Source organism: Terrabacter sp. 05T424 (assembly GCF_056396225.1).
In genome coordinates this window covers 585,039-610,235 of record NZ_JBFTLB010000002.1, presented here as the reverse complement: position 1 = coordinate 610,235, position 25,197 = coordinate 585,039, and the positions used below count along the sequence as shown (strand labels likewise).

Genomic DNA, 25,197 nt, shown 5'->3' with positions numbered 1-25,197 from the left:
TGGACCGGCTGCCCTCAGGACTGGGTGCGCAGGTAGCGCCCGAAGTGGGGCACCGTGAATGCGATGAGGCCGCGCTCGCCCGAGTAGATCAGGCCCTTCTTGATGAGGGCGTCGCGCGCCGGCGACAGCGACTGCGGCTTGCGGCCGAGCACGTCGGCGACGGCGGACGTCGGCACCGCCTCACGCTCCTGGACGCCATCCCGGTCGTATGCCGCGGGGCCGGTTTCAGCAGCACCATCACCGTGCGAGTCAGCATGGCCTTCAGGCGAGTTCACGATGGCCGCATCGGCCATGGCACGGAGGTACTCGCGCTCGGCGGGTGTGGCGCGCTCGAAGCGCGAGCCGAAGAAGCCCACCGCGAGCTCGGACTCGGCCTCGGGCACGGCCACCCGGATGTCCTGGGCGGTCACGGGTGAGGTCGGCGCGACGTCCCACACGACCTTGCCGTAGGCCTGGATGAAGTAGGGGTAGCCGGCCGTGACGGCATACATCTCGTCGAGCGCCTCGGGCGTGAAGTCGCAGCCCTCCTCGGAGGCGGGTCCGACGAGCGCGTGGTCGGCGGCGTCGCGAGGCAGGCGGTCGATGCGTGAGTAACGAAAGAGCCTCTCGGAGTATGACTTCGACGCGGACAGCACGGCCGGCAGGTGTGGGAGTCCGGCGCCGACGACGATGACCGGCAGGCCCGACTGCGAGATCTCGTGGCACGCCGCGCAGAGGGCCGACACGTCCTCGGGGTCGAGGTCCTGCATCTCGTCGATGAAGAAGGCGACGCCCTTGCCGACGTCGGCCGCGAGCCCGCCGATGTCGGTGAAGAGCTCGACGAGATCGATCTCGATGTCGCCCGAGTCGGCCCGCCCCGACACCGTGGGCGCGTCGATGCCGGGCTGCCAGCGGTCGCGCAGCTTGGCGCCGTTCGGCGACTCGCGCAGCGCGAACGCCTTGATGATGCCGAGCACCTGGTCGACGTCGTCGCTTCGCGGGTGACCGAGCTCGCGCACCGCTTGGTGGGCCGCCGCGGCAAGAGGTCGGCGCAGCCGCTGGTCGGGCCGGGCCTCGAACTTGCCGGTGCCCCAGTCGGCCCGCACGGCCGACGACCGCAGCGCATTGAGCAGGACCGTCTTGCCGACGCCGCGCAGGCCGGTCAGCACGATGGATCGCTCCGACCGGCCGCGGGCGATGCGCTCGAGCACGACGTCGAAGGTGCGCAGCTGCTCGTCGCGACCGGCGAGCTCAGGTGGGCGCTGGCCCGCGCCGGGGGCGTAGGGGTTCGTGATCGGGTCCACGCTCGGAGGCTATACGCCTCTCTACCCCTCATCCGAGACATCCGCAGAGAGCGCCATCGGCGCGTCGCGGCCCGAGCTCGCCACGCACCGTCTCGATGGAAACCGAAGTGGCTTGATTCGGATTCCATCGAATTCGGACATGAAAAAGCGCCGTTCCGCACGGTCAGGGGTGGTCATGCGGAACGGCGCGTTGCGACTATAACGCGGTTGCGAGCGAAACGGTCAAGCGATCGAGGAGATTTCAAAAACTTCGTCGGGAGAGGCGATGGCGTCCTGCTCCGCGACCAGGAGCATCTCGTCCGAGCCGCTCGCGTGGGTGCGCTCGAGCACGGCATACATGGTGGCCGCGGTGCGGCGCAGGGCCACCTGGGGGCCGTCGGTCAGGTAGTGCGCGAGGAAGACGGCGGCCGTCACGTCGCCGCCGCCGCGCACCGTCATCGGCAGCATCGGCGTCGTCACGAGCCAGGCGTCGTCGGCCGTCACGCAGGCCATCTGGATCGAGCGCTCGGGGGTGTCCGAGGTGAGGGCGGAGGTGACGAGGACGACCCGTGGCCCTCGCGCGACGAGCTGTCGCGCCGCCGCGACGAGGTCGACGTGGGACGTCACCGCCCGGCCGACGAGGAACTCGAGCTCGAACTGGTTGGGCGTGACGATGTCGGCCTTGGGCACGACGTGGTCGCGCATGTACTCGGGGATGCCCTCGCGCACGAAGAAGCCGCGGCCGACGTCACCCATGACCGGGTCGCAGCAGTAGATGGCGGCCGGGTTGGCCTCCTTGACGCGGGCCACCGCGTCGAGCACGACCTCGCCGACCGCCTCGGCGCCCTGGTAGCCCGACAGGACCGCGTCGATCGCGGGAAAGGCTCCACGCTCCTCGACGCCGTCGATGACGGCCGCGACGTCGGCCGGGGCGATGAGCGGGCCACGCGTGGAGCCGTAGCCCGTGTGGTTGGAGAAGGTGACCGTCAGCACGGGGTAGACCTCGTGGCCGAGCCGCTGGAGCGGGAAGACCGCGGCCGAGTTGCCGGCGTGGCCGTAGGCGACGTGGGACTGGATCGACAGGATCTTCACCCGCTCACCCTAGTGGTTGCAAACACGGCATAGTTCTAGTCATAATCGAACTATGTTGTGGCAGGTGGACCCGACCTCGAGCACCCCGCTGCACGTCCAGGTGGCCGCCTGCGTGCGTCGCGAGATGGCTGGTGGCCGTCTCGAGCGCGGCGACCGGCTGCCCTCGGCGAAGGAGGTCGCCGGCGTGCTGGACGTCAACCTCCACACCGTCCTCCGCGCCTACCAGTCGCTGCGCGACGAGGGCCTCATCGACCTGCGCCGTGGGCGCGGCGCCGTCGTCACCGCCACCGACCCGGCGGGCGACGCACGCCTGCGCTCCCTCGTGGCCGACCTCGTCGCCGAGGCCCGCCTCACCGGCACCACCCCCACCGACCTCACCCGACTCATCGAGAGCGAGTTCCAGCGATGACCACGCCAGCCGCCACCAGCGCCTCCGCCGGCGCCGACCGGCGCCCCACCCACGCCCTCGTCGCGAGCGCCCTCGTCGGCCCGCTTCTCGCGGTGGCCGGACTCCTGCTGACGTATGCCGTGCGCGACCGTCTGCCCGAGCGGGTCGCCGTGCACTGGGGGCCGGACGGCGGGCCGGACCGGTTCGCGTCCCTCACCGAGGCCGCCGTGACCGCGGCCGCCATGACAGCGCTGCTCCCGCTGGTCTTCGTCGTCATCGGCGCGGCCTGGCACCCGAGCGCGCGGGGCCCGCTCGCCGGCTTCGGCGGAGCTGTCGCCGTCTTCCTCGGCGGTCTGCTCTTCGGCAGCCTCACCTCGCAGCGGCCGGGCGAGGTGGCCCAGGCCTTCCCGACCGTCTGGCTGGTCCCGCCCCTCGTGCTCACAACCGCCGTGGGGCTCGCCCTCTGGCGATGGGGCCGCCTGCGACCCCCTCCGCTCGACAGCACTCCGCGGCACCTGCCGGCCGACGCCGTACGCCTCGACGTCCCCGCCACGACCCGCGTGGCCTGGACGGGTCATGCGGCCCTGCCGAACGTCGGAGTGCTGCTCGTCGTGCTGCTCGCGATCACGCCGCTCGTCGTCGTCGCCGTGCTCGGCATGCCGTGGCTGCTGCTCCTCGCGGCAGCGATCGTCGCCCTCCTCGTCATCACCGGCTCGGCCCGGGTGGTCATCGACGCCGAGGGACTGCGGGTCACCAGCCTGTTCCTCACGTGGAGCCGCGTGCCGCTCGACCGGGTGGCCGAGGCCCGCACCGGCAGCGTGTCGCCGCTGCGCGAGTTCGGTGGCTACGGCTGGCGCATTGGGAAGGACGGCAGCCGCGGCTTCGTCACCCGTTCGGGCGAGGCCCTCGTCGTCGAACGGGTCGGCGAGCCACCCGTGCTCGTCACCGTCGACGACGCCGCCGACGCAGCCGCCGTGCTCAACACCCTCGCGTCCCGCAGGTCGTGACCCACCCCCAGCAGTCCGTGTCACGATGAGGGCATGAGCATTCCCACGACCTCCGTGGGCGCGCTGCCCGACGACGCCGTCCTCGTCGACGTCCGCGAGGACGACGAGTGGGCCGCGGGCCACGCCCCCAACGCCATCCACATCCCCCTCGGCGAGCTGCCGGGCCGTCTGGACGAGCTGCCCGAGACCGATGACACGGTCGCCATCGTGTGCCGCATGGGCGGTCGCTCAGCCCGCGCCGTGCAGTGGCTCGTCCACCAGGGCTACGACGTCGCCAACGTCGAGGGCGGCATGCTCGAGTGGCAGCGCGCCGGCAAGCAGCTCTCGGCCGACGGCGAGCCGAACATCATCTGATGGACGAGCGCTTCCGCGACCCGGACGGCGACCCCGAGGGCGCCGGCAGCCCCGACCCGACCCACGACAGCTGGTCGGCCTGGCTTCCGCACCTCGACCCGCCCTCAGGCACGACGGGCACGCCCGACGGGCCTGACGTGCCGACGGGCCCGGCCGTCTCGAACGCGACGGGCGCAAGCCCCCCGACGGCGCCGCTCCCCCAGGCGAGCGGCCCGCCACCCCGCACCGATCCCGTGCCGCCCCCGGTGCCGCCGGCGCCACTGCTCCCGTATGCCGTCACCCCCTCGCCGGGGTGGGCCGGCCCGCCCCAGAGCGGACCGGCTCCGACCACCTACTTCGGCTGGGCCGTCGTCTGCGCGATCTTCTGCTTCATGCCGCTCGGTGTCGTCGCGATCGTCAAGGCCCTCCAGGTGAAGCCGCGGTGGGCCCAGGGTGACTGGATCGGCGCCCAGAAGGCCTCGCGCGCCGCCAAGACGTGGTGCCTCCTCGCCGCAGTCATCTGGCCCGGAGCGTTCCTGCTCTTCAGCTGCCTCGGGGCGGTGGGCGGCGGCCACATGTCGATGCACCTCTGATCCGGCCCGCCTCGATCAGCCGCAGGCAGGGTCCCGCGTCAGGAGACCGGGATCGCGGCCGGCTCCGTGCAGACGAGCTGCTCGCCCTGCGGAGCCATGGACGCCGCCTCCACGACACCGCCGCCCACGGCCGAGGGACGAGTCTGCATGGCGCGGTCGTCGACCTGGATGCACAGCTGCCACTGCTTCAGCGCCGGGTCGACGAGGCTGCGGGGGGCCACGAACGACTCACCGGGCACGTCCAGCTTCGGCGGCGTGGCGGCATACGCCTTGCCGGTGATCGTCGCCCCCGGCGCGATCGTGTGGCCGCCCATCACCGGTGCGGCCGCGAAGCGGACGTTCGGCGCCGTCGCGAAGCCCTGCTTGCTGAGACGCAGCACTCCGGACTGCGCGTAGACCCAGGCGTGCTGCAGGTCGACGGGCTTGGCCAGGGTCGCGCTGCCGAGGTCGTCGGGCACGGCGTCGTAGGCGACCAGTGGCTTCGAGCCCGTGTTGGTCAGCGTGTAGTCGACGACGAGGCCTGGGTTGGCTGCGATGGCCGCCCCGCCCGGCGCCATCGCGGCCTCGAGGCGCACACCACCGGCGGTCACCGTCTGCGTCGCAGCGCCAGGTCCACCCGTCGTGCTGCCGCTCGCGGTCGTGCTGGTCGCCGCACTGCTCGCGGCACCGCCCCCAGCTGCAGGCGTCGACGTGCTGCCGGCCGGGGCCGCCTGCCCGCACGCGCCGGTGACGAGCACGGTGCCGAGTGCGAGCAGCGCGATCCGCGGCGTGTGGCGGCGCGGGTGGGCGGGCGCGTGCGGGAGGTGTCGCGTCGTGAGCTTCATCGGCTTCATGACGATGAAGACAACCACGTCAGCAGAACCGTTGCATTCCGGACGAATTCGTTTCGCCGCGCTACTTGAGCAGCTTCGACATCCGCCGGTCGGCGAGGGGCTTGCCGCCCGTCTGGCAGGTGGCGCAGTACTGCAGCGACGTGTCGGCGAAGGACACCTCGCGCACGATGTCACCGCACTCGGGACACGTCTGGCCGGTGCGGGCGTGGACACGCATGCCGGCGCGCTTGGCGTCCTTGAGCTCCTTCGCCGGCTTGCCGGACGCGGTGGTGACCGCGTGGGTCAGGGTCTCGCGCAGCGCGGCATACAGCCGGTCCACGACCTCGGGTGCGAGCGTGCCCGCGATCGCGAACGGGCTGATCTTGGCGACGTGGAGGATCTCGTCGGAGTAGGCGTTGCCCACACCGGCAATGAACTCCTGGTCGCGCAGCAGTCCCTTGATCTGGGTGCGCCGGCCGTCGAGCATCGAGCGGAACCGGTCGAGCGAGAAGTCGTCGGCAAGCGGGTCGGGGCCGAGGCGCGCGATGCCCGGAACCTCTGCCGGGTCCTTGACGATGTATGCCGCCAGCGACTTCTTCGTGCCGGCCTCGGTCAGGTCGAAGCCGGACCCGTCGGAGAGCCTGACCCGCAAGGCGATCGGCGACTTGCCGGGGCGCAGCACCGTCGCCGGCAGCTGGTCGGACCAGCGCAGCCAGCCAGCCCGCGCGAGGTGGAAGACGAGGTGGGTGCCGTCGGCGTCGATGTCGAGGAACTTGCCGTGCCGGTGCACGCCGTCGACGGGCACGCCCTCGAGCGCCTGGGGTGGCGGGTTGAACGTCTTGAGCACGCTGAACGACGCGAGCTCGACCTTCGTGATGGCGAGCCCGTCAGTGCGCTCGGCGAGGAAGTCGACGAGCGCCTGCACCTCGGGGAGCTCAGGCATGGCGTCAGTCTGCCATCCAGCGGCGTCGGCCAGAGGCGTCCAGCCAGAGGCGTCCAACCAGAGGCGTCAGCGGGAAGGCTGTCGCAGCGGCCGTGACGGCTGCTCGTCGGCGGCCACCGGCGGGCCGACGCGACCGTGCTCGTCGAGGACCCGGAGCAGCTGGTGCCCGTCGGGCGCCGAGAACGTCGACACGCTGACCGGCCCCATCGTGCGCACCGGCGCGTCGAGCTTCATCGGCTTGCTCAGCACCTGCTCGGCCGGCGACAGGTGCCGGATGCAGATGGCATCGACCCGGTCGGGCCGCGCCTCGGCGAACTCGGCGTAGAGCTGGGGGTCGTGCTGCCCGTCGTCGCCGACGAGCAGCCACTGGATGTCGGGGAAGTCGCGCGCGAGCCGGTGCAGGCAGGTGCGCTTGTGGTCCTGGCCGCTGCGGAACCAGCCCGTGTTGGTGGGCCCCCAGTCGGTGAGCAGCAGCGGCCCGAGCGGGAAGCCGTTCTCGACGAGGAAGCGGTTGAGCGTCGCGGCGGTGTTCCAGGCGCCTGTCGACACGTAGACGATCGGGGCTCCGGGGTGTGCGGACAGGATGCGGCGGTACATCGGCGCCATGCCCGACACCGCGTGCCGGGCCTTGCCGCGCCTGACGAACGTGTTGAAGGCGGCGATCATCGGGCGCGGCAGCATCGTGGTGATGACGGTGTCGTCGATGTCGCTGACGAGCCCGAACCGCACGTCGTCGGCGACGATGAAGACGTCGGCGGCGACCGGGTCGGCCCCCTGCACCTCGACGACCGCCTGCTGCCAGCCGGGCGGGAGGCCGTGGTCGCGGGCCACGATGTCGACGTGCCCGCCGCGGTCGGACCGGCCGAACACCTCACGGTCGCCGACCGTGACCTTCACCGGCACGCCGGTCGCGGGCGAGGTGATGAACGCCCGCCAGCCTCGGTCGTAGTGGGCCGGGCTGATCGCACCCGTCGCGTCCTGCCGGCTCTCGGGGCCCTCGACCTCCTCGCGGCCCTTGCGCCCGAGCAGGATCCGTCCGAAGACGCGGACGAACGAGGAGGAGCCGTAGCCGACGTGCGTGATGACGCGGTTGCCCCACCCGCGGCTGCGCAGCACACGCTCGACCTGCTCGTGGACGGTGTCCTCGATGATGGCGGCCGCGTGCGGTCGTGACATGGCCACAACCTACCCGGCGCACGTGGCGCCGCGGCAGCGCGAGGGCAGCGCCACGGCATACGGCGGCGCAACTCGACGTGCCCGACGGGCGCAGCTCGACGTGCCAACAGGTGGACCCCGGCGGGCAGCCCGGCGACGGGACGGGTTTGATGGACGGCGTGCACCTCATCGCGGAAGTCCTCAGCAAGGCGTCCGGCGGCGACTTCCCCGCCGTCGACGGTGGGTGGCAGCGGGTCGCCCCGTGGCGCGACGGGGTGGAGGGCGTGGTCGCCTTCACCGGGCACGCGTACCTCGCCGTCGACGACGACGTGTCCGACGGCACGCTCGGCCCCCTGGGGCCCGACGGTTTCGGCGGCGCCAGCAACCCGCGGCTCGTGTCGCGACTGGCCGGCACCGGCTGGATCGACGCGCTCGACATCGTCCTCGTCGCCCGCGGCCTCGGTGGCGAGCCCGCGCTCGTGCCCCGCAGCGACCTGCGCAACCACCCCCGGGCCGAGCACGCGACGTCGGTGCGCAGCGAGGTCACGACCTTCGGGTACGCCGCTCCCGACGACCGCACGCTCGTGACCCTCTCGACCGGGATCGGTGGCATGCCGGAGGTCGGGGTCGAGACCGACACGTCGAAGGACCGCAGCGGCACCGACGTCGTGCGCGACGCGCTGACCCTCGTCGACGAGGGTGAGGTCGTAGTCGCGGCGTGCGCGCCGGGCAACGCCCGTGCCCTGCGGGCCTTCCTGGGGGCCGGTTTCGAGCCCGTCGCCTCGGTGCAGCTGTGGAGGCCCGAGCGCTAGGGTCGCCACGGCCTCGCCCGGTCGGTCAACCCGGGCGATTGGCGCATGTCGGACGGACGTGCTGGGATCTGCGCGTGGACAACGTCGTCAGCTTCGGCAGTGAGGCACACCGACGGCACGCCCGCGCACGCCTCTGGCCCGTGCTGCCCCTCGCGGCGGCCGGTTGGTGGGTCGTCGGAGCGCTGCCGTGGATCGTCGACGGGTTGGGCGCGCGGTCACCGCGCAACTGGCCGTTCGACGTCGCCACCGGCTCGGCCACCGACGGCTACATCACGCTGCTCCCCTTCACCACGGCCCGGCTCGGCCTGCTGCTGACGGTCACGCTCCTCGGCGGCGCCGCGGCAGCCCTCGCTGTGCTGTGGGTCTCGCCGAGACCCGACTCGCGTCGTGCGTCCACTGCCGTGGCGGCGCTCGCCGGCCTGGGCGCCGTGGCCGCGGCCGCCTACTCGATCCTGCAGTCCGCCGGTGCCACGCGCCAGCTCGGCAGCGACTTCGACCGGGACGAGCGGGTGCTCGTGGGGGTGCTCGCCATTGCCGTCGCCGGCACCCTGGCCGGGGTGGCCCTCGGGCTCGTGCTCGTGCTCGGCCGGCCGGTGCTGCGGGCGCTGGCCGCCGCGCCGCTCGCCGTCGCCCTCGGCTCGTGGGCGAGTGCGCTCGCCGTCGCCCTGCTCGGCTTCGAGCGTGGCCGGCCCCTGCTCACGTGGACCCCCACCCTCGCGGCCGTCGCCGTCGGCCTCACGCTGGCAACGGTCGGCGTGCGGTCGCTGTGGCGGGTGGTCGTCTGGCCGCTCGTGCTCCTGCTCGTGGCAGTGTGCACGGCCGCGCAGACCGCCTTCTCCTACCTCGCGTCCTATCTGCGTCCTCGTTCCGGGCTGCCGAGCGGGCTGCGCGACCACGTCGAGGCCAGTCGCGACGTCTTCCTCCGTGCCATCCAGCCCGAGTTCCAGGCGTGGGGGGCGTATGCCGTCGCCGTGGCCGTCGGCCTGGTCGGCGCGTACGTGCTGTGGCTGCGCACCGGCCCGTCGCGAGGGTCTGGAGCCGACCGGCAGCGTCCGGCCGTGGCCAGTGCTGCCGCTGCCGACGACCGAATCGACGCAACCACGCGATGACAGGGCCTGACGGCGGCGCCACGTACCCTCGTCGCATGCCCAGGGGACCCCGCACCACAGCCCACACATCACCGCGCCGGCCGCGGCGCCGCTCGGCCATCGCCACGGCCCTCTCGGGTGCACTCGTCGCGACGCTGGGTGCCGGCTGCTCGATGTTCGAGTCACCGCCCGAGCCGAACGACGCGGCAATCGCCCTCGCTGCGGCGCTCACCAACGGGGACTTCACGAAGGTGCCCCTCAAGGGGACGACCGCCGCCAAGGCCGGTTCGTTCGTCACGGCCGCCTACAAGGGGCTGGGCACGCTCCGCCCCTCGGTCTCGCTCAGCGAGGTGAGCCACACCGACGGCTCCGACAAGGCGACCGCCACCCTCTTCACCCGGTGGGACGTCTCGAAGACCGGCACCGACTGGAGCTACCAGTCGAAGGTCGCGATGACCCTCGTCGACGGCACGTGGCAGGTGGCATGGAACCCGGCCCTCGTCGCGCCGCAGCTCGCGTCGGACGAGACCCTCACGATCGCCCGCAAGTGGCCGCGGCGGGCCGACATCGTCGACGCGTCGGGCGGCAAGATCATGACCGAGCGCGAGGTCGCCGTCGTCGGCATCGACAAGACGAAGGTGGCCGGCGCCGAGGCCGCCGCGTCGGCCCGCCGGCTGGCCGCACTCCTCGGCGTCGACCCGACGAAGTATGCGGCGAAGGTCGGGGCCGCGGGCGCCAAGGCGTTCGTCGAGGCGCTGACGCTGCGCGAGACCGACCCGATCATCGCGAAGAACGGCACCGCGATCGCCAAGGTCAAGGGCGCCATCACGGTGCCCGCGATGAAGGTGCTCGGGCCGAGCCGCACCTTCGCCGCACCGATCCTCGGCTCGGTCGGTGAGGCGACGGCCGAGCAGGTCAAGGACTCCAAGGGGACGCTCGAGGCGGGTGACAGCGTGGGCACCAACGGCCTGCAGTTCCGCTACGACGCGCAGCTGCGGGGCACGCCCGGACTCGCCGTGCAGGCAGTCAAGCGCGGTGCCGATGGCAGCGTCCTCGACAAGCGCGAGCTGTTCGCCGAGCAGTCGACCGAGGGCGAGCCGCTCACGATCACGCTCGACCCGAAGGCGCAGTCAGCCGCCGAGGCCGCCCTGGCCAAGCAGACCACGCACCCCACGGCACTCGTGGCCGTTCGGGTCTCCACCGGAGAGATCCTCGCCGCTGCTGTCGGACCGGCCGCAGGCGGCACGACCCTCGCACTGGCCGGCAAGGTGGCTCCCGGCTCGACGTTCAAGATCGCCAGCTCGCTCGCCAACATCCGCAAGGGCGCCACCGCCGACACCAAGCTGCCCTGCACCGACAGCCTGACGGTCAACGGGCGCCGTTTCAGCAACTACACGACCTACCCGAAGGACAACCTGGGCGACATCCCGATGCAGACCGCCCTGGCTTTCTCGTGCAACACGGCCTTCATCAGCCAGTACGAGAAGGTCAGCCAGGACGATCTGACCAAGGCCGCCCAGTCGCTCGGGATGGGCGAGAAGCTCCACCTGCCGTTCACCGGCTTCCTCGGCTCGGTGCCGCCCACCGACGACGTCGTCGAGCACGCCGCGTCGTTCATCGGACAGGGGCGCGTCGAGGCGAGCCCGCTCACCATGGCCGTGGTCGTCGCCTCGGTGATGAAGGGCCAGACCGTGCGGCCGCAACTCGTCGCGGGGGCCCCGGCGCTCGCCCAGCCGGCCACGCCGCTCGCCTCCACCGAGGCGGACGTCCTGCGCCAGGAGATGCGAGCCGTCGTCAACGAGGGCTCGGGCAAGGTGCTCAAGCCGCTCGGCGTGGAGTACGCCAAGACCGGCACGGCCGAGTTCGGCACCAAGAACCCACCCGACACCCACACTTGGATGGTCGCCGGCCGCGGTGACATCGCCATCGCCGCCTACAACGAGGTGGGCGACAACGGCGTGACCGGGTCGGCCCCCTTCATCGTCAGCTTCCTTTGGGGCTCAGCAAAGTGCCCACTCGACGGGTTGGGGCTCAGCAAAGTGCCCACTCGACGGGTTGGGGCTCAGCAAAGTGCCCACCCGACTGGTCGTTGTCGTCGAGTGGGCACTTTGCCGTTGGGCGGGGGCGGTGCTACTTGGCGGTGACGACGTCGACGTCGGCAGCGCGCACGTACGCGAACCGGTGGCCGAGCGAGACCTGGTAGTAGCGGTCCTGGCCGACGACGTCGACGTGGTCGTTCGGGGTGTCGAGCGAGTACGTCGTCGCGCGGTAGTAGTTCGTCGGGATCGTGAGGTCACCGACGGCGTACCGCTGCCCGGCCGTGAACTGGTACTGCAGCGGGGCGAGCGCCTGCACCGGGATGCCGGCGGGGTAGGCCGACGCCTCGGGGTAGGCCCGACCGTAGACGGGGACCTCCGCGAGGCCCGCCTTCGGCACGACGTACTGGCCTCGCACTGCGATGGCCGTCGGATCGCTCGCCGGGTTGAGGAACCAGCCCTTGACGCCGTTGAACCAGATCGCGGTCCAGTCGCCCTGCCGCTCGGCGACGGCGAACGTCAACCCGGTCTGGGCGCGGGCGCCGATGTCGGAGACCGACGTCGTCGACGCCGCACCGTTGGGCTTGCGGCCGATGTCGTTGACCAGCGGCGCGGTCTCGGACGGAGTCGTGTGCAGGTAGACGAAGTTCGTGCCCTGCGGCGCGCACGTCTGGCCGGCCGTCGTGCACGACGTCACGGCCTGCACGTTGTGGTCGAAGCCGGGCAGGATGCGCACGAGGTCGGCGGCGTGCTTCTTCCCGCCCTTGTCGAGCGGCGCACCGAGCAGCTGGAAGTAGTGCTCCCAGTTCCAGTAGGGGCCCGGGTCCCAGTGCATTCCTGCGACGTTGGCCGGGGCCACGCCGGGGATCTGGTCGTGACCGAAGATGTGCTGCATGTCGAGCGGGATGTCGTACTTCGACGCGAGGTAGCGCACGAGGCGCGCCGACGAGCGGTACATCGGCTCGCTGAACCACTGGGCGCCGGTGGCGGCGAAACCCTCGTGCTCGAGGCCGATCGAGTGGCTGTTGACGTACCAGTTGCCCGCGTGCCAGCCGACGTCCTGGGGCTCGAGGTGCTGGGCGATGCGACCGTCGCTCGAACGCAGCGAGTAGTTCCAGGCGAGGTAGGTCGGGTCGCTCACGAGCTTGAGCGTGGTGTCCCAGGACGCCTCGGTGTTGTGGATGACGATGTTGGTGATCTTCGGCGAGGCCGGCCGTGACGCGAGGTCGTGGTTGCCGTAGTCGCCGCCCCCGAGGTCCTTATACGGCGCCGGCACCCAGTCGCACGCGAGCCCGGGCGGGCAGTCGGTCTGCGAGCTGTTCGCCTTCTTCGTCAGGCCGAGCCGGTTGATCTGGCCCTTCTCGGGGGTCGCGGTCGACGGCGCGAGAGACACGTCCTTGCCGTCGACCGTGCGGCGCGAGGCACCGGAGGCGATGACGGAGTAGGTGTCGTCGGCGAACGCCGCGGCGACGTCCTCCTGCGCCGACCCGGACGCGTCGGCCACGGCGGCGTACCAGTCACCCGCGCTGCTGCCGGCGCCCGTGGGCAGGCCGAGGCGCTGCTGGGCGGCGGCGAGCAACGCGGCGCCACCGCGGATGTTGGCGAGCTCGTCGGTGCGCAGGGCGTCCTCGTCGAGCCCGGTCAGGCCGGCCGCGCGGCCGAGCGTGTCGGCGACGGGCGCCGGTGCGGCAGCCGGCGCGTCGCCGAGGCCCTTGCCCTCGGCCGCCGAGCCGAGGTCGGCGTCGACGAGGTGCATGGGGCCGTAGCCGCCGGACGAGCTGTGCCCGGGGTTGAAGTCCCAGCGCGTCTGGGCGTACGACACGGCCTCGAGCACCGGGCGTGGCACGCCGTACTCGGAGGATGCGACCGCGAACGCGCGCTCGCGGCTGCCGGCGTCGGTGCCGACCGTCGCTGTCGGGTCGGCCGCCTGTGCGGCCGGGCTGGCCATCGCCATGCCGGCCGCCACGGCGGCGACCGCGCCGAGCGAGGCGAGCGACCGACGCACGTGTCGTGCTGCGGGTGATCGGTGTGGAGTGGAGTTGGGTATCACTCGTGGGTCCCTTTCGTATGCCTGGTGACCGCAGGCGCCCGACTCGTCGACATGGGTCCATCGACGCGCTGGCGCACCTGCGGGTGAGGTGTCGACGGCCCCGAGCCCGACACACCTCTGGCACCGAGCATTCCCGTGCATCCCGAGGCCCGCCACTTGAAACATTCACCCAAGCGTTGCCAGAAATCGACCGTGTCCCCGGTGCGCAGACGAGGCAAACGGCGCACCATGGTCCCCATGGGGCGTACCGGCCTGTACGTGGGGATGGCCATTGCCGCACTCCTGACCGGGGGGTGCGGTGTCGCCGTGTCCGACGCCGACGCCTCGCCCGGCGCAGCGGCGCACACCTCGGCGGCGTCCCAGCCATCGCCCAAGCAGCGCTTCGGCGCGGGCGGCCCAGGCTCGGTCACGTCGTCCGACAGCCCCGCGTTCCCCCTCGTGCTGCGCCGCACCGGCGGCATCGCCGGCTTCGACGACCGCATCGAGCTCGACGCCAACGGGCGCCTGCGCGTAGAGACCCGCTCCGTGCACGGCCGGGTCTGCACCCTGGCCGGGCCGGTGCAGCGCCAGCTCGTGACCCTGCTCGCCACGCTGCGCCTGGGCGTGCCGCTCCCCGAGACGCCGAGCGACCAGTTCACCCAGGTCGACCCCGGCACGGCACCCGAGAGCGACCCCATCTCCATCTCGGTCACCGACGACCGCGCCCGCGACATCGACCTCAGCGACCCGTCGCTCGGCGAGATCGCCGGCCTGGTCGCCGGCCTCGTGTCCGACGTGACGCTGTCGGCCCCGGCCACGACGCGCTGCACCACCCCGACGGCGCCCGTCGTGGCGCCTGGGCCCTGACGCCAGCGCCACACCCGGCCCCCCGCCACCCCGGGGGCGTACTCCTGACGCCACCCCACGGCATACGCAACCGTCCATGCGCGCCACCTCACGGCATACGCAAGAGGTCGGTGTGCCACCGGGCGGACCCGGCGGCACACCGACCTCAGAGGTGTGTCAGGCGACCTTCACTCAGAAGTTCGTCGACACGTCGTCGATGACGAAGCTCGTCTGCAGCGAGGAGTCCTCGGTGTCGGCGAACTTCAGCGTGACGTTCGTGCCCTTGTAGGCCGTCAGGTCGATCGTCTTGGCGACGTAGGACGCCTTCGGGGTCGACAGGTTGGAGAAGCTGGCCTTGGTCACGCCGTTGATCGCGACCGTGGCCGTGTCGTAGGCCGAGGTGGTCGTCGTCTCGGCCGTGTCGATGCGGATGTAGTACGTCAGCGTCGGGCTGGTGGCCGTGGCCGGGACCGCGAAGGTCTGCGACTCGTTCTCGGAACCAGCGGTCCCGTTGCCGCCGAGCCACATCTTGTACGAACCGGTGCGGGCCGGGCGACCCGTGTTGTTCGTGATCGGGCCCGCCGTGCCGGTCCAGCCGGTCTGGCCGGACTCGAAGCCACCGTTGGTCAGGGCAGCGCCGCCGCCCCCACCGGTGCCGCAGGTCTCGGTGCTGGCCGGGGCCGAGATGGCGCCCATCGCCTTGTCGACCGCCGTGCACTCGGCCGAGCCGGCGCCGTAGAGGTCCTTGGCCGCCTTGATGACGCCCGTGCGGGCCGCGGCGTAGTTGCTCGACGAGGTGAGGTAGGTCGACAGGGTGCGGTACCAGATCTTCTCGACCTTGAGGTGGCCGATGCTGGTCACCGTCGAGGAGTCACACGTCGGGCTGTTGTAGCTGACGCCGTTGATCGTCTTGGCGCCCGAGCCCTCGGAGGCCAGGTAGTACCAGTGGTTCAGCGGGCCCGAGGAGTAGTGCGGGTCGAGGCCGCCGAGCGAGCTGCTCCAGCAGTCCTTGGAGCCGCCGTCCTTGCTCGGCTTGTCCATGTAGCGCAGCGGCGTGCCGTTGCCGTTGATGTTGATCTCTTCGCCGATGAGGTAGTCGGGCACGTCGTTCGGGTTGTTGGCGTACCACTCGACGCCGGTGCCGAAGATGTCGGACGTCGCCTCGTTGAGGCCACCCGCGTCGCCGGTGTAGGCGAGGCCGGCGGTGTTCTCGGTGACGCCGTGGCTCATCTCGTGGCCGGCGACGTCGAGCTCGACGAGCGGGGCCGCGTTGCCCGAGCCGTCGCCGTACGTCATCTGCGTGCCGTCCCAGAAGGCGTTGACGTAGTTCTGGCCGTAGTGCACGCGGCTGCGGGCGCCGGTGCCGTTGTTCCAGATGCCGGCGCGGCCGAGCTGGGTGTTGTAGTAGTCGTACGTCTTGCCGGCGCCGTAGTGCGCGTCGACGGCAGCTGACTGGCGGTTGCTCTGCAGGCCGTTGCCCCAGACGTCGTCGGCGTCGGTGAACGTCGTGCCGTTGCCGGTCGTGGCCTGGTTGAGGTCGGTGGCGTAGTTCCCGTGGGTGTCCTTCATCGTGTACGTCGTGCCGGCGGTGGTGCCGAGCGTGACGGAGCCGACGAAGATGCCGTTGCCCGTGCCGTTCTTGACGTCGTCCCAGCTCGTGAGGGTGGCGCCGCTCGTGGCGTCGACGATCGTGTGCAGGCGGGTCGGCGTCTGGTCGGCCTTGATGCCCTCCGTGATGACCTCGTAGGCCAGCTTCGGGCCGGCCGCCGACTGGAAGACGACGAGCTCGCCCGGGGAGGCGGTCTCCTTGTTCGCCTTCGACGCCGCGAGACCGGCCTCGTGGGCCTGGCTCTTGGAGACCTTCGGCGTCATCGTCGCGGGGGTGACGTTCTTGCGGACGTTCCACGTGACGCTCTTGACGGCACCCGAGGAGTCCTTGTGGCTGACGAAGTCGCCACCGATCACGCGCAGCCCGTCGAGCGTGCGCTCGTAGCGGACGTGGGTGACGCCGTCGGCGTCCGCGATGACGGACTTGACGGTGAGCTTCTCGCCGGAGGCGAGGCCGAGGGCGCTCGCGGACGATGCTGCTCGGGACTGCTCGGTCGCCTTGAGGCTCTGCGACTCGGGGGCGGGCGCGTTGTCGCGTCCTGCCCCGGCCGCTGCGCCCGCCGGGATCGCCGGCGAGATGGCGAGAGCGAGGGCGAGCAGCCCTCCGGTCGCCAGCCCGGACTTCAGTCGATTCACTGGTTACTCCTTGTCAGGATGCGGCTCGTGGGCCGCCTGGAGGGAGTTCCGCCCATCTCACGGACCGAGATTCCGGCGAGAACGAGCGCGACGTTCGCAGCAGCCGAGAATCGCGGTCAAGGGGCTTACCAAGTCTTTGCCAAATGTGCGCCAACTCTGGGAAAACGCTTGGGGGCAATGGGATTCGCCGCTGGGCGCCACTTGGGCGACCTCCCAGAGTCGGGCCGGCGGCGCCCCTGTCGAGACTAGGAAGGGTCGCGGGGGAGGGCGTCGGGTGGGCCGTCAAGGAGGCGCTGAGCACGCGCCCGCGCCTGTTCCAGGTCGACCGGGGTGTCGACGTCCGTGGCCACTCCGTCGGGGTCGTCGACGTGCACCGTGCGTATGCCGTCGCACAGCTCGCGCATGCTGCGGCCGTACGCGTCCCCGACGTCTCCGAGCTCGGCGAGCCGGATCGTCAGCACGTCGGTGCGCCAGGCCGCGCAGAGCCAGTTCGTGCGGCCGTCGGCGTCGACCGTGACGGCCAGGTCGGCTGACGCGAGCGCCGCGAGGAGGCGCTCGACGTGCTCGGACGTCACGAAGGGCAGGTCGGCGGCGAGGACGACGACGGCGTCAGGTCCGGTGCTGCCGGCGCGTACGGCCTCGACGGCATACGCGATCCCCGAGACCGGCCCGCCGCCCGGGACGCGTTCCATCACGACGGGCACCCCGTCCGGGACGCCCTGGCCGGGGCCGACGACGAGCGAGGGGTGCGGGCCGGCGGCCGCGAGCACCCGTTCCACGAGCGGGCGCCCGGCGACGTCGAGCGCCGGCTTGTGCGAGCCCATCCGCCGCGAGGCCCCGCCGGTCAGCACGACGACGACAGGGTCCTTCGGCGCTGGGGTCCTCGGCACCCTCGGAGTCTGGCACGGACCTAGGCTGGGCCCATGGGACGGGTCACTGTGCGGCGCAAGGTCACGACGATCGATCTCGCCACGCCGTCGACGAGCACGAGGCCCGACACGCTGACCGTCGAGGAGCCGCTCGAGCTGCGCGTCAACGGCACGCCGCTGACGGTCACGATGCGCACACCCGGCCACGACATCGAGCTCGTGCACGGCTTCCTGCTCGCGGAGGGTCTGATCCGCTCGGTCGACGACATCGCGCTCGCCCGCTACTGCGAGGGTGCGGTCGTCTCGGGCGAGAGCGGCTTCGACGAGAACACCTACAACGTCATCGACGTGACGCTCGCTGCCGGCGTGCCCGCGCCCTCCGCCTCGGCCACGCGGGCCTTCTTCACCAACTCCTCGTGCGGGGTGTGCGGCAAGGCGAGCATCGAGCAGCTGCGCGCCCAGTCGGCGTTCGACGTGCGGACGGACCCCGTCGAGGTCGCCGCCAAGGTGGTCGCCGGGCTGCCCGACGCGTTGCGGGGCGAACAGCGCTCGTTCGCCAAGACCGGCGGCCTGCACGCGGCGGGGCTCTTCACGGCGGACGGCGCGCTGCTCGTGGTCCGTGAGGACGTCGGGCGGCACAACGCCGTCGACAAGGTGGTCGGCTGGGCGCTGCAGAACGGCCGCGTGCCCGGCACCGGCTGCGTGCTCGTCGTCTCGGGGCGCGCCTCCTTCGAGCTCGTGCAGAAGTCGATCATGGCCGGCATACCCGTCCTTGCTGCCGTCTCGGCGCCGTCGTCGCTGGCCGTCGAGTGCGCCGACGACGCCGGCATGACGCTCCTCGGCTTCGTGCGCGACGCCCGCCTCAACGTGTATGCCGGTGGGCACCGGATCACGACCACCTGACCACCCGAGCGACTGGAGAACCGAGCGTGCCGATCTTCGCGGTCCACTACACGTATCCCGACGACGCCAGCGAGATGCTGACGATCCGTCCCGAGCACCGCGAGTGGCTGAGCGGCCTGTCGGGGCTGCTGGTGGCGGGCATGTACCAGCCGGGCACCGACGAGGTGAGCGAGGGCGAGCCGACCGACCAGGAGCCGGACAACGCCGCACTGATCGTCTGTTCCGCGGACTCCCTCGACGAGCTGACCGCGACGTTCGATCAGGACCCGTACTGGCTGGGCGGCTACGTGCTGCGCCGGGTCGTCCGCACCTGGGACCCGCCGCTCGGCCCGTGGGTGGCCGACCCGACCAACTCCCCGGGCTGAGGCGACGAGGCGAGTCCCTGCATCCCACCGGGCCGCTCAGAGCTGCTGGGCCAGGCCGACGACATGGCCGAGCGGGTCGGCGATCAGTGCGAACGAGACACCCGGGACCGTGACCGGCTCCTGCACGACGCGGCCGCCCAGCCGGGTGGTGTTCGTGATGGCCTCGGCCATGTCGGCGACACCGACGAAGAAGGTGACGAGGTCGCTGTCGCCCTGCAGCGGGCTGATCGCCGTGTAGAGGGCGCCCGGGACACCGGTCTCGACGAAGGTGTAGCCGGGGAAGGCCCCCTCCGCGGGATAGGTCCAGCCGAACAGGTCGCCGAAGAAGGCGCGGGTGGCGTCGGGGTCGCTGGAGCGGATCTCGGCGTGCACGATCGGGTTGTTCATGAGGACCTCCGTTGGTTCGCGACCACCGGACAGACAGCCGCCACAACCATGACGAACGAGCCGCCCGCGAATCGACACGTCGGCGCGAGGCTCTCAGCCTCCCCAGCCCAGTCGAGTGCCCGCTTCCCGACGTCGGGAAGTGGGCACTCGACGTGGGGTTGGGGCGTGCGTGCTCGCCCGGTGAACCTCCCGAGCCAGACCGGCTCAGCCCGCTCGAACGCGCCCTCGAGCTCGCCCTCGCCGCCTGATCGCCCGGGTAGGTTGACGTGCGGGATCGAGTCGCGGGAGGCAGCATGGTCATCGGTGCGAGCGAGTTCTACGCGGTGGCGTCCGCCGACGAGTGGCGGCTGACGTTCGAGGGGGCGCTGGCGCACTACCTGTGCTCCGACGCCCGGAGCCGAGTCGAGTTCGCGAGGCGAGTGGTGGAGCTGGCGCCGGAGGGCTACGGCCCGGACCTCGAGCTCAGGGCTGCCGGCATCACCGTGCGGCTCGCGTCCACGTGGGACGCCGGTGGGCTGGTCGACGCCGCCGCGGGTCTGGCCGCCTCGGTCTCTGCGGTCGCCGCAGACCTGGGCCTGACCGCGGACGTCTCGCACCTGCAGTCGGTCCAGATCGCGATCGACGGCGGCCGGGACTCGGTCCCGTTCTGGCAGGCCGTGACGGGCTACGAGCAGGTCGCCGACGCTGACATCATCGACCCGCTCCGCCGCGGCCCGGGCGTGTGGAACCAGGCGGTGAACGACGGCCGCGACGCGCCCGCGCGCATCCACGTCGACCTCAGCACGTCCGCCGCCGAGGTGGCCCGGCGCATCGAGGCAGCCGTGCAGGCCGGCGGTCGCGTCGTGGACGACTCCCACGCCCCACACTGGTTCACCCTCGCCGACCCCTCCGGCAACCTGGTCGACCTCGCGGCCTGGCCGGACCTGCCGTAGCCGGCGAACCGGTCTGAGGTTTGCGATGGTGGCGGGGAGCCACCTGGCAGGCGCACCATGACTGGGTGGAGACCTGGGACGCCCTGAGGGCGCGGCGCAACGTCCGGCAGTTCACCGACCAGCCGGTGCCCGGCGACGATCTCGACCGGATCCTGGAGGCCGGGCGACGAGCACCGTCGGCGGGCAACTGGCAGCCGTGGGACTTCGTGCTCGTCACCGACCGGGCTCAGCTCGTCGAGCTGGCGAAGGTCTGGCAGGGTGCGAGGCACGTGGCCGGCGCGGCCGCCGCGATCGCGATCGTCGCGCCCCAGCCGGAAGACGACCGTCAGTCGGCGCTCCTGCAGTACGACCTGGGGCAGGCGACCTACGCGATGACGGTCGCCGCCGCCGACCTCGCCGTGGGCACCGGGCACGCAGCGGCCGCCGACCAGGATCAGGCCAAGGCGGTGCTGGGCTTCCCGGACGGCAAGTTCCTGGCGTACGTCCTCTCCGTCGGCTACCCGGCCGACAAGCCACTGGCAGTCATCCAGCGGCTCAACCGACGTCCCTTCGACGAGGTCGTCCACCGCGGCACGTGGTGACCGCCCGAACCCGGTCCTCGGAGTCGAGTGCCCGACCCCGGTCCTCAGAGTCGAGTGCCCGACCCCGGTCCTCAGAGTCGAGTGCTCAGTTCCCGACGTAGGAAACTGGGCACTCGACTGGACCTTGGGTCACGCCCAGTGGTCGGCCGCCATCCCCACGCCCCTCTTGGTCGAGTGCCCACTTCCCCACCTGGTCGAGTGCCCACTTTCCCCACGTAGGGAACTGCGCACTCGACTGAATGGCGTGGCGGGGCGCGGCTGGGTCAGAGGCGGGTGACCTGGCCGGCTTCGACGTGCCAGCGCTCGTCGAGCCGGACGTTCTCGAGCAGCCGCCGGTCGTGCGAGACGAGCAACAGGGCGCCGTCGTAGGACTCCAGCGCCTCCTCGAGCTGCTCGATGGCCGGCAGGTCGAGGTGGTTGGTCGGCTCGTCGAGCACGAGCAGGTTGACGCCGCGGGCCTGCAGCAGCGCCATCGCGGCCCGCGTGCGCTCGCCCGGTGACAGCCGCCCCACCGCGCTCCCGACCTGGTCGGCCTTGAGCCCGAACTTCGCGAGCAGCGTGCGACGGTCGGCGGGCGCGAGGTCGGGCACCGCCTCGCCGAACGCGTCACCGAGGGGCAGGTCGTCACGCAGACCGGTGCGGGCCTGGTCGATCTCGCCGATGGCGACCGACGCGCCCAAGGACGCGCTGCCGGAGGCCGGCTCGATGCGTCCGAGGAGCAGTGACAGGAGCGTGGTCTTGCCGGCGCCGTTGGGACCCGTGATGCCGATGCGGCGTCGCCCTTCCACCTGCAGCGACGCCGGGCCGAAGGTCCAGTCGCCGCGGTACACGGTCGCCGCGTTGAGCGTCGACACGACCGTGCTCGACCGTGGTGCGGCTGCGATGTTGAACTGGAGCACCCACTCCTTGCGTGGCTCGGCAACCTCGTCGAGCCGGGCGATCCGCGACTCCATCTGGCGCACCTTGCGGGCCTGCTTCTCTGACGACTCGATGCTCGCCGCGCGGCGGTTCTTGTCGTTGTCGGGGGCCTTCTTCATCGCGTTGCGCACGCCCTTGGACGACCACTCCCGCTGCGTGCGGGCGCGCGCCTCGAGGTCGGACTTCGTGCCGGCATACGCCTCGTAGGCCTCCCGCGCGTGACGTCGGGCGACCTCCCGCTCCTCGAGGTAGGACTCGTAGCCGCCGTCGTGCACCGCGACCGCGTTCTGGGCGAGGTCGAGCTCGACGATGCGGGTCACGCAGCGGGCGAGGAACTCACGGTCGTGCGAGACGAGCACGACGCCGCCGCGCTGGCCGTGGACGAAGGCCTCGAGCCGCTCGAGGCCGGCAAGGTCGAGGTCGTTGGTCGGCTCGTCGAGCAGCACGAGGTCGAAGCGGCTCAGCAGTAGGGCCGCGAGCGCCGCGCGGGCAGCCTGGCCGCCCGAGAGCGAGGTCATGAGGGCGTCCGGACCGACGTCGAGACCCAGCTCGGCGAGCATTGGCGGGATGCGCTCGTCGAGGTCGGGCGCCCCGCTCGCCAGCCAGTGGTCGAGGGCGACGGCGTACGCGTCGTCGGCCTTCGGGTCGTCGCCGCCGAGGCCGTGTGCGGCGGCCTCCATCGCGTCGGTCGCGGCGGTCGCCCCGGTGCGTCGGGCGATGTGCGTCGCCACCGTCTCGCCGTGGATGCGCTCGTGCTCCTGGGGCAGCCAGCCGACGAAGGCGTCGGACGGCGCGGTCGTCACCGAGCCGGCCAGGGGCTGGTCCTCCCCGGCGAGCAGGCGCAGCAGGGTCGACTTGCCCGCGCCGTTGGCACCCACGACCCCGACGACGTCACCCGGTGCGACCGTGAGGTCGAGGTGCTCGAAGAGAGTCCGGTGGGCGTGGCCCCCGGCGAGGTCCTTGGCCACGAGGGTCGCGCTCACGCCCGACAGCCTAGAGGCGATCCGACGGTGCTCCGGTCAGAGGTGGTGGACGACGACGTCGTCGCCGGCGATGAGCTGGTCGACGGCCTCGGGCACCTCGATGAGGCAGTTCGCGGCGGCGAGGGCCGTCAGGTGCCGCGCGTCGGGGGCGCGCACGGTGCCGTCCGCAGCGAGCACGCTCGTGACGAACTGGACGCGGCCGGTGCGGGTGCGGCGGGTCCTGCCGACGTATGCCGCACGGTCGGGTCGTCGGGTGGGCGCGCCGTGGCGGCGGTCGAGCGCCGGACGCACGAGCACGTAAAAGGCGACGAACGCGCCGACCGGTGTGCCGGGAAGGCAGATGACCGGTGTCGACCCGTAGCGGCCGAGGCCCTGGGGTCCGCCGGGCTGCATCGCCAGGTGCACGAAGGCGAAGGCCGGGAGGGGCGAGCAGACCTGGCGCACGACCTCGTAGGCGCCGGCACTGACCCCGCCCGTGGTGATGACGAGGTCGACGCCGGGGTCTGCGTCCAGGGCGTCGAGCAGTGCACGCAGCTCGTCGGGCTCGTCCGAGCAGACCTCGACCCGCACCACGGCGCAGCCCGCCTCGTCGGCGAGGGCCGCGACCATGTCGGAGTTCGACTCGTGGATGCCACCGGCCCCGGGGTCGTTCTCCGGACGCACGAGCTCGGCGCCGGTCGCGACGACGGCGACCCGGGTCGCTGTCCAGACGTCGACAGCGGTGCAGCCGGCCGATCGGCCCAGGGCGACGAGGGCAGGAGTGATCTCGGATCCCGTTGCGGCGAGGACGGATCCGGCGAACACGTCTTCACCTCGTGCCCGGACGTGCTGGCCGTCGTCGGGAGCGGATTCGATGGTCACGGTGGCCGGGGCGGGCCCGGTCGGGGCGGCGTCGGTGCGCTCGACGGGGACGACGGCGACCGTGCCCGCCGGCACTCTGGCGCCCGTCATCACGCGCGCTGCCTGGCCCTCGGTCAGCTCGAAGTCCGGCGCAGACCCGGCCGGCACGTCGCCGACAACCGCGTAGGTGCGCTGGTCCACGCTCGCCGGGCGGACGGCATACCCGTCCATGGCGGAGGAGTCGAAGCGCGGGAGGTCGTCTGCGGCCACCAGGTCGCCGGCGAGCCGCCGACCGGCTGCGTGACGGTCGAGGGCGACCCTCTCGAGGACGCCGTCGCCGACGAGCCGCTCGACGGCGGCACGGTGATCGGCGACCGGTACGTGACCCACGCGCGCCAGTCTGGCGCATGCGCGGCCGGTACGTTGAGGCGCATGGCGACCGTGGACGGCTTCCGGCTGGACGGGGTGCTGCTCGGCGTCGCCACCGCCGCGACCCAGATCGAGGGCGGCGACGTGGCCAGCAGCTGGACCGACTGGGCCGACCGCCCGGGCACCATCCGAGACGGCTCGTCACCGCGGCGCGCCACCGACCACTGGAAGCGATGGCGCGAGGACACCGAGCTCATGGCGTCGCTCGGCGTGCAGGTCTACCGGATGAGCGTCGAGTGGGCACGGCTCGAGCCGCGTCCAGGCGCCTGGGACGGTGCTGCGTTCGAGCACTATCGCGACGAGCTACACCTGTTGCGCGACAACGGGATCCGGCCGCTCGTGACCCTCCACCACTTCAGCCAGCCCTTGTGGTTCGAGCGTGACGGCGGTTGGCTCGGGCCGGGCGCCCTGTGGGCGTGGGAGAGGTTCGTCGCCGAGGTCGTGACGCGGCTGGGCGACCTCGTGACCGAGTGGGTCACCATCAACGAGCCCAACGTCTTCGTCACCGGCGCCCACGTCTTCGGCGACTTCCCGCCGGGGCACCATTCACTGCGCGAAGGCATGCGGGTCTACTCGATCCTCGCGGCCGCACACCTGCGCGCGTACGGCCTCATCCACGCCCTGCAGCCCGGGCCCGACACGCGCGTCGGGGTGGCTCACCACCTGCGGCCGTTCCGGCCCGGCAACCCGCGCAATCCGTGGCACCGCGTGCTGACGCCCACGATGCGGCACCTCTTCCAGGGCGCCATCGTCCGGGCCATGACGACCGGGGAGTTCACGGCACCGCTGAGCCGGCCGGCCGGCATACCGAAGCGGGTCGATGGCGAGGGCCCGGCACGGTATGCCGACTTCTTCGGGCTCAACTACTACTCCCGCACCACGGTGACCCGGTTCGACGACGGCACGCCCCCCGGCGTGCCCGTGAACGACCTCGGCTGGGAGGTGTATGCCGCCGGGCTCGGCGAGACGGCCAGGTGGGCCTGGGAGACCTACGGCCTGCCGGTGTGGGTGACAGAAAGCGGCACGGCCGATGCGGCTGACGCGTTCCGGTCGCGCTATCTGTGGGACCACCTGCGCGTGCTGAGCGACGTTCGCGCAGAAGGAGTTCCGGTCGACCGCTACTACCACTGGTGCTTCGTCGACAACTGGGAGTGGAACGAGGGCGAAGTCCCGCGGTTCGGGCTCGTCGCCCTCGACTACGAGACCCAGGAGCGCACCGTCCGCGACTCGGGACGCTTCTTCGCCGAGGTCGTGCGGGCGGGAGGCGGCACGGCCGACCACTACCGACGCTTCGTCGAGGGGCAGGTCTACCCGGTCAGCTGGACGGAGGCGCACCACCGATGACCGGCA

General features: G+C 71.9%; 24 protein-coding genes. 13 read left to right on the top strand and 11 right to left on the bottom strand.

Going from position 1 to position 25,197, the window contains the following annotated elements:
- Positions 1-14: 14 nt before the first annotated feature.
- Both AC1DE0_RS07960 and pdxY read right to left on the bottom strand, forming a co-directional pair.
- Positions 15-1,283, bottom strand: coding sequence for an ATP-binding protein (locus AC1DE0_RS07960; protein WP_478098997.1), 1,269 nt, complete (start codon positions 1,281-1,283; stop codon positions 15-17).
- A 222-nt stretch (positions 1,284-1,505) separates the two neighbouring features.
- Positions 1,506-2,354, bottom strand: coding sequence for a pyridoxal kinase PdxY (gene pdxY / locus AC1DE0_RS07955; protein ID WP_478098995.1), 849 nt, complete (start codon positions 2,352-2,354; stop codon positions 1,506-1,508).
- A gap of 52 nt (positions 2,355-2,406) precedes the next feature.
- On the opposite strand from pdxY, the gene AC1DE0_RS07950 reads away from it, so the two are divergent.
- The 4 genes from AC1DE0_RS07950 to AC1DE0_RS07935 are packed head-to-tail and all read left to right on the top strand — an operon-like array spanning position 2,407 to position 4,675.
- Entirely contained in the window at positions 2,407-2,763 is a 357-nt protein-coding gene (locus tag AC1DE0_RS07950) for a GntR family transcriptional regulator (protein WP_478098993.1), read from the top strand.
- Complete coding sequence (locus AC1DE0_RS07945) at positions 2,760-3,749, top strand: DUF1648 domain-containing protein (protein WP_478098991.1); 990 nt, start codon at positions 2,760-2,762, stop codon at positions 3,747-3,749. Before AC1DE0_RS07950 ends, AC1DE0_RS07945 begins: the two co-directional genes overlap by 4 nt.
- Before the next feature lie 33 nt (positions 3,750-3,782).
- Positions 3,783-4,103 carry a rhodanese-like domain-containing protein gene (locus AC1DE0_RS07940; protein ID WP_442290741.1) on the top strand — a complete coding sequence of 107 codons (321 nt, stop codon included), beginning with the start codon at positions 3,783-3,785 and terminating at the stop codon, positions 4,101-4,103.
- Positions 4,103-4,675 (top strand): CD225/dispanin family protein, encoded by a 573-nt coding sequence (locus tag AC1DE0_RS07935; RefSeq protein ID WP_478098988.1) that lies wholly within the window; start codon positions 4,103-4,105, stop codon positions 4,673-4,675. The genes AC1DE0_RS07940 and AC1DE0_RS07935 overlap by 1 nt, the downstream gene beginning before the upstream one ends.
- A gap of 38 nt (positions 4,676-4,713) precedes the next feature.
- Here AC1DE0_RS07935 and AC1DE0_RS07930 read toward each other — a convergent pair whose 3' ends face one another.
- From AC1DE0_RS07930 to AC1DE0_RS07920, 3 genes are all read right to left on the bottom strand, one after another.
- Positions 4,714-5,526 carry a hypothetical protein gene (locus AC1DE0_RS07930; RefSeq protein WP_478098986.1) on the bottom strand — a complete coding sequence of 271 codons (813 nt, stop codon included), beginning with the start codon at positions 5,524-5,526 and terminating at the stop codon, positions 4,714-4,716.
- A gap of 43 nt (positions 5,527-5,569) precedes the next feature.
- Complete coding sequence (locus tag AC1DE0_RS07925) at positions 5,570-6,430, bottom strand: Fpg/Nei family DNA glycosylase (RefSeq protein ID WP_478098982.1); 861 nt, start codon at positions 6,428-6,430, stop codon at positions 5,570-5,572.
- Between the two features lie 66 nt (positions 6,431-6,496).
- Complete coding sequence (locus tag AC1DE0_RS07920) at positions 6,497-7,606, bottom strand: App1 family protein (RefSeq protein ID WP_478098978.1); 1,110 nt, start codon at positions 7,604-7,606, stop codon at positions 6,497-6,499.
- 149 nt (positions 7,607-7,755) lie between these two features.
- Here AC1DE0_RS07920 and AC1DE0_RS07915 point away from each other — a divergent pair, with 149 nt between their 5' ends.
- From AC1DE0_RS07915 to AC1DE0_RS07905, 3 genes are all read left to right on the top strand, one after another.
- Entirely contained in the window at positions 7,756-8,397 is a 642-nt protein-coding gene (locus AC1DE0_RS07915; RefSeq protein WP_478098975.1) for an N-acetyltransferase, read from the top strand.
- Positions 8,398-8,471: 74 nt separating this feature from the next.
- Positions 8,472-9,506, top strand: coding sequence for a hypothetical protein (locus tag AC1DE0_RS07910; protein ID WP_478098972.1), 1,035 nt, complete (start codon positions 8,472-8,474; stop codon positions 9,504-9,506).
- 35 nt (positions 9,507-9,541) lie between these two features.
- Entirely contained in the window at positions 9,542-11,629 is a 2,088-nt protein-coding gene (locus AC1DE0_RS07905; protein WP_478098970.1) for a penicillin-binding transpeptidase domain-containing protein, read from the top strand.
- Here the strand turns inward: AC1DE0_RS07905 and AC1DE0_RS07900 are convergent.
- Positions 11,616-13,526: an N-acetylmuramoyl-L-alanine amidase gene (locus AC1DE0_RS07900; RefSeq protein WP_478098968.1), complete on the bottom strand. Its 1,911-nt coding sequence runs from the start codon at positions 13,524-13,526 to the stop codon at positions 11,616-11,618. The two genes, AC1DE0_RS07905 and AC1DE0_RS07900, sit on opposite strands and share 14 nt — an antisense overlap.
- A 282-nt stretch (positions 13,527-13,808) precedes the next feature.
- Between AC1DE0_RS07900 and AC1DE0_RS07895 the strand changes: the two genes are divergently transcribed.
- On the top strand, positions 13,809-14,417 hold the full coding sequence (locus AC1DE0_RS07895) for a hypothetical protein (protein ID WP_478098966.1): 609 nt from the start codon (positions 13,809-13,811) through the stop codon (positions 14,415-14,417).
- A 171-nt stretch (positions 14,418-14,588) separates the two neighbouring features.
- On the opposite strand, the gene AC1DE0_RS07890 is transcribed toward AC1DE0_RS07895, so the two are convergent.
- Together AC1DE0_RS07890 and mobA are read right to left on the bottom strand one after the other, a co-directional pair.
- Positions 14,589-16,640 carry a M4 family metallopeptidase gene (locus AC1DE0_RS07890; RefSeq protein WP_478098964.1) on the bottom strand — a complete coding sequence of 684 codons (2,052 nt, stop codon included), beginning with the start codon at positions 16,638-16,640 and terminating at the stop codon, positions 14,589-14,591.
- A gap of 245 nt (positions 16,641-16,885) precedes the next feature.
- Positions 16,886-17,530 (bottom strand): molybdenum cofactor guanylyltransferase, encoded by a 645-nt coding sequence (mobA, locus tag AC1DE0_RS07885; protein ID WP_478098961.1) that lies wholly within the window; start codon positions 17,528-17,530, stop codon positions 16,886-16,888.
- 33 nt (positions 17,531-17,563) lie between these two features.
- Between mobA and fdhD the strand changes: the two genes are divergently transcribed.
- Positions 17,564-18,412, top strand: a complete 849-nt coding sequence (fdhD, locus tag AC1DE0_RS07880) for a formate dehydrogenase accessory sulfurtransferase FdhD (protein WP_478098957.1) — start codon at positions 17,564-17,566, stop codon at positions 18,410-18,412.
- Between the two features lie 26 nt (positions 18,413-18,438).
- Positions 18,439-18,777, top strand: coding sequence for a YciI family protein (locus tag AC1DE0_RS07875; RefSeq protein WP_478098955.1), 339 nt, complete (start codon positions 18,439-18,441; stop codon positions 18,775-18,777).
- Positions 18,778-18,813: 36 nt separating this feature from the next.
- Here AC1DE0_RS07875 and AC1DE0_RS07870 read toward each other — a convergent pair whose 3' ends face one another.
- Positions 18,814-19,164: a VOC family protein gene (locus tag AC1DE0_RS07870; RefSeq protein ID WP_478098951.1), complete on the bottom strand. Its 351-nt coding sequence runs from the start codon at positions 19,162-19,164 to the stop codon at positions 18,814-18,816.
- A 293-nt stretch (positions 19,165-19,457) separates the two neighbouring features.
- Here AC1DE0_RS07870 and AC1DE0_RS07865 point away from each other — a divergent pair, with 293 nt between their 5' ends.
- Together AC1DE0_RS07865 and AC1DE0_RS07860 are read left to right on the top strand one after the other, a co-directional pair.
- Positions 19,458-20,096 carry a VOC family protein gene (locus AC1DE0_RS07865; RefSeq protein ID WP_478098949.1) on the top strand — a complete coding sequence of 213 codons (639 nt, stop codon included), beginning with the start codon at positions 19,458-19,460 and terminating at the stop codon, positions 20,094-20,096.
- A gap of 65 nt (positions 20,097-20,161) precedes the next feature.
- A complete protein-coding gene (locus tag AC1DE0_RS07860; RefSeq protein ID WP_478098947.1) occupies positions 20,162-20,677 on the top strand; it encodes a nitroreductase family protein in 516 nt (171 codons plus the stop codon).
- 263 nt (positions 20,678-20,940) lie between these two features.
- On the opposite strand, the gene AC1DE0_RS07855 is transcribed toward AC1DE0_RS07860, so the two are convergent.
- Together AC1DE0_RS07855 and AC1DE0_RS07850 are read right to left on the bottom strand one after the other, a co-directional pair.
- Complete coding sequence (locus tag AC1DE0_RS07855) at positions 20,941-22,578, bottom strand: ABC-F family ATP-binding cassette domain-containing protein (RefSeq protein ID WP_478098945.1); 1,638 nt, start codon at positions 22,576-22,578, stop codon at positions 20,941-20,943.
- 36 nt (positions 22,579-22,614) lie between these two features.
- A complete protein-coding gene (locus AC1DE0_RS07850; RefSeq protein WP_478098943.1) occupies positions 22,615-23,808 on the bottom strand; it encodes a molybdopterin molybdotransferase MoeA in 1,194 nt (397 codons plus the stop codon).
- A 42-nt stretch (positions 23,809-23,850) separates the two neighbouring features.
- Between AC1DE0_RS07850 and AC1DE0_RS07845 the strand changes: the two genes are divergently transcribed.
- Positions 23,851-25,191, top strand: coding sequence for a glycoside hydrolase family 1 protein (locus tag AC1DE0_RS07845; protein ID WP_478098941.1), 1,341 nt, complete (start codon positions 23,851-23,853; stop codon positions 25,189-25,191).
- The last annotated feature ends 6 nt before the right edge of the window (positions 25,192-25,197 follow it).

Coding starts and splice junctions, on each gene's coding strand:
- AC1DE0_RS07920 (WP_478098978.1), bottom strand. CDS start 7,606: ATGTCACGACCGCACGCGGCCGCCATCATCGAGGACACCGTCCACGAG.
- AC1DE0_RS07950 (WP_478098993.1), top strand. CDS start 2,407: ATGTTGTGGCAGGTGGACCCGACCTCGAGCACCCCGCTGCACGTCCAG.
- AC1DE0_RS07940 (WP_442290741.1), top strand. CDS start 3,783: ATGAGCATTCCCACGACCTCCGTGGGCGCGCTGCCCGACGACGCCGTC.
- AC1DE0_RS07935 (WP_478098988.1), top strand. CDS start 4,103: ATGGACGAGCGCTTCCGCGACCCGGACGGCGACCCCGAGGGCGCCGGC.
- AC1DE0_RS07905 (WP_478098970.1), top strand. CDS start 9,542: ATGCCCAGGGGACCCCGCACCACAGCCCACACATCACCGCGCCGGCCG.
- fdhD (WP_478098957.1), top strand. CDS start 17,564: ATGGGACGGGTCACTGTGCGGCGCAAGGTCACGACGATCGATCTCGCC.
- AC1DE0_RS07865 (WP_478098949.1), top strand. CDS start 19,458: ATGGTCATCGGTGCGAGCGAGTTCTACGCGGTGGCGTCCGCCGACGAG.
- AC1DE0_RS07870 (WP_478098951.1), bottom strand. CDS start 19,164: ATGAACAACCCGATCGTGCACGCCGAGATCCGCTCCAGCGACCCCGAC.
- AC1DE0_RS07925 (WP_478098982.1), bottom strand. CDS start 6,430: ATGCCTGAGCTCCCCGAGGTGCAGGCGCTCGTCGACTTCCTCGCCGAG.
- AC1DE0_RS07945 (WP_478098991.1), top strand. CDS start 2,760: ATGACCACGCCAGCCGCCACCAGCGCCTCCGCCGGCGCCGACCGGCGC.
- AC1DE0_RS07845 (WP_478098941.1), top strand. CDS start 23,851: ATGGCGACCGTGGACGGCTTCCGGCTGGACGGGGTGCTGCTCGGCGTC.
- AC1DE0_RS07895 (WP_478098966.1), top strand. CDS start 13,809: ATGGGGCGTACCGGCCTGTACGTGGGGATGGCCATTGCCGCACTCCTG.
- AC1DE0_RS07915 (WP_478098975.1), top strand. CDS start 7,756: ATGGACGGCGTGCACCTCATCGCGGAAGTCCTCAGCAAGGCGTCCGGC.